2 protein-coding genes are annotated in these 2,197 nt (G+C 74.9%); both read right to left on the reverse strand.

The window, feature by feature from the left end; translation table 11 throughout:
• Window positions 1–16: 16 nt before the first annotated feature.
• On the reverse strand, window positions 17–1,423 hold the full coding sequence (locus H5J30_RS28595) for an FAD-dependent oxidoreductase (RefSeq protein ID WP_181790179.1): 1,407 nt from the start codon (window positions 1,421–1,423) through the stop codon (window positions 17–19).
• Between the two features lie 41 nt (window positions 1,424–1,464).
• On the reverse strand, window positions 1,465–2,197 hold a 733-nt coding region (locus tag H5J30_RS28600; protein WP_181790180.1), incomplete at its 5' end, for a DUF4349 domain-containing protein.

The following is a 2,197-nucleotide window of genomic DNA, read 5'->3' on the forward strand; positions in this document are numbered from 1 at the left end:
CGCACCACCCGGGCCGTCAGCCGCCGTCGCTCTCCCGCGCGTCCTCCGCGACCGCCGCGGCCGCCTTGCGCGCAGCGACCAGCACCGGGTCCCACACGGGCGAGAACGGCGGTGCGTACCCCAGGTCAAGGGCCGTCATCTGCTCCACCGTCATGCCCGCGGTCAGCGCCACCGCCGCGATGTCCACCCGCTTGCCCGCGCCCTCGCGGCCGACGATCTGCACGCCGAGCAGCCGGCCCGTGCGCCGCTCCGCGAGCATCTTCACGTGCATGGGCGCGGCCCGCGGGTAGTAGCCGGCGCGGCTGGTGGACCGGATGGTGACCGTCACGTACTGCAGGCCCACCTCGCGCGCCTGCGCCTCCAGCAGACCCGTACGGGCGATCTCCAGGTCGCACACCTTGCTGACGGCCGTGCCGACCACGCCGGGGAAGGTGCCGAAGCCGCCGCCGACGTTGCGGCCGATGACCTGCCCGTGCTTGTTGGCGTGGGTGCCCAGCGGGATGTACCGCTCGCGGCCGGACACCAGGTCGAGCACCTCGACGCAGTCGCCGCCCGCCCACACGTTCTCCTGCCCGCGCACCCGCATCGCCAGGTCCGTCAGCAGCCCGCCGGACTCGCCCAGCGGCAGGCCCGCGTCCCGCGCGAGCCCGGTCTCCGGGCGCACCCCGAGGCCGAGCACGACGACGTCCGCCGGGTACTCGCCCTTCACCGTGGCCACGCCGCGCACCTCGCCGTCAGTGCCGGTGAGGATCCCGGTGACCTCCGCGCCCGTGACGGTCTCGATGCCGTTGCCGTTCATGGCCTCGTGCACCAGGGCGCCCATGTCGGGGTCCAGGGTGTTCATGGGCTGGGCGGCGCCCTCCAGCACGGTGACGTGGATGCCGCGGTGGCAGAACGCCTCCGCCATCTCCACCCCGATGTACCCGGCGCCGACCACGACCGCGTGCCGCACCCGCTGCTTCTCCAGCCGGTCCAGCAGGTCCTGACCGTCGTCCAGGCTCTGCACGCCGTGCACGCCCGGGCCGTCGATGCCGGGCAGCGGCGGGCGCAGCGGGCGGGCGCCGGTGGCGACGACCAGGTGGTCGAAGCCGTGCCAGCGCTCCTGCGCGCCGCCCTCCTCGTCGAGGGCCCGGGTGCGTACGCACTGCCGGTCGAGGTCGATCTCGGTGACCTCGGTACGCATCCGCAGGTCGATGCCCCGCCGGCGGTGCTCCTCCGGGGTGCGGGCGATGAGCTGGTCCCGCTCGGCGACCTCGCCGCCCACCCAGTACGGAATGCCGCAGGCGGAGTACGACGTGAACCGGCCGCGCTCGAACGCGGTGATCTCCAGCTCGTCCGGCGTCCGCATCCGACGCGCCTGCGATGCGGCGGACATCCCCGCCGCATCGCCGCCGATGACCACCATCCGCTGCTTGGCCCCCATGACGCTCCCTTTCGTCGCCGTGAGGGACACGCTACGTCCGGTTACCCGGGCTCGCTGCCCTGGGGTGTCGGCTGTCCGGGAAACGGACTGGGCGGCGGGGTGACGTGCCGCCGCGGCAGCCGGCCGCGCAGCCACCGCCAGAACAGGAGGAGCAGGACGAGGAGCGCGGCGAAGGGCAGCGACGCGGAGACCGCGATCAGCACCCCGCGCAGCCCCGTGACGAAGGCGTCCCAGCCCCCGGCCAGCGCGTCGGTGACGCCGGTGCCGTCGTCCTCGTCCGCCGGCGGCGCGGCGGCGGGCCGGCGCAGCTCCAGGGTGATCGTGCCGAGCGCGGTGCGGTCCTCCAGCGAGGACTGCTGGGCGAGGAGCGCCTCCAGGTCGGCCTGGCGGGTGCCGAGTTCGCTCTCCAGGGTGACGACGTCAGCGAGTTTCGTGGCGTCGTCCATCAGGCCGCGGATGCGGTCGACGCTCGCGCGCTGGGACCGCACCCGGCTGTCGACGTCCACGACCTGGTCGGTGACGTCCTCCACCTTCACGTCGCGCTCGACGACCCGGCCGAGTTCGGCGACGCCGCCGAGGACGGTGCCGTACTCGTCGGCGGGCACCCGCAGGGTGAGCCGGGTGCGCGCGGGGGCGCCGGGCTCCTGGCTGGCCGACTCGTCGCCGACGTAGCCGCCGGCGCCCTCGGCGAGCGAGCGGGCGGAGTCGGCGGCGCCGGCCACGTCCTTGGTGCGCACGGTGATCTCGGCGGTGCGGACGAGCGCCTGCGGCGCG

Origin of the sequence: Streptomyces phytophilus (genome assembly GCF_013870535.1) — a bacterium.
Taxonomy (GTDB): Bacteria; Actinomycetota; Actinomycetes; order Streptomycetales; family Streptomycetaceae; genus Streptomyces; species Streptomyces phytophilus.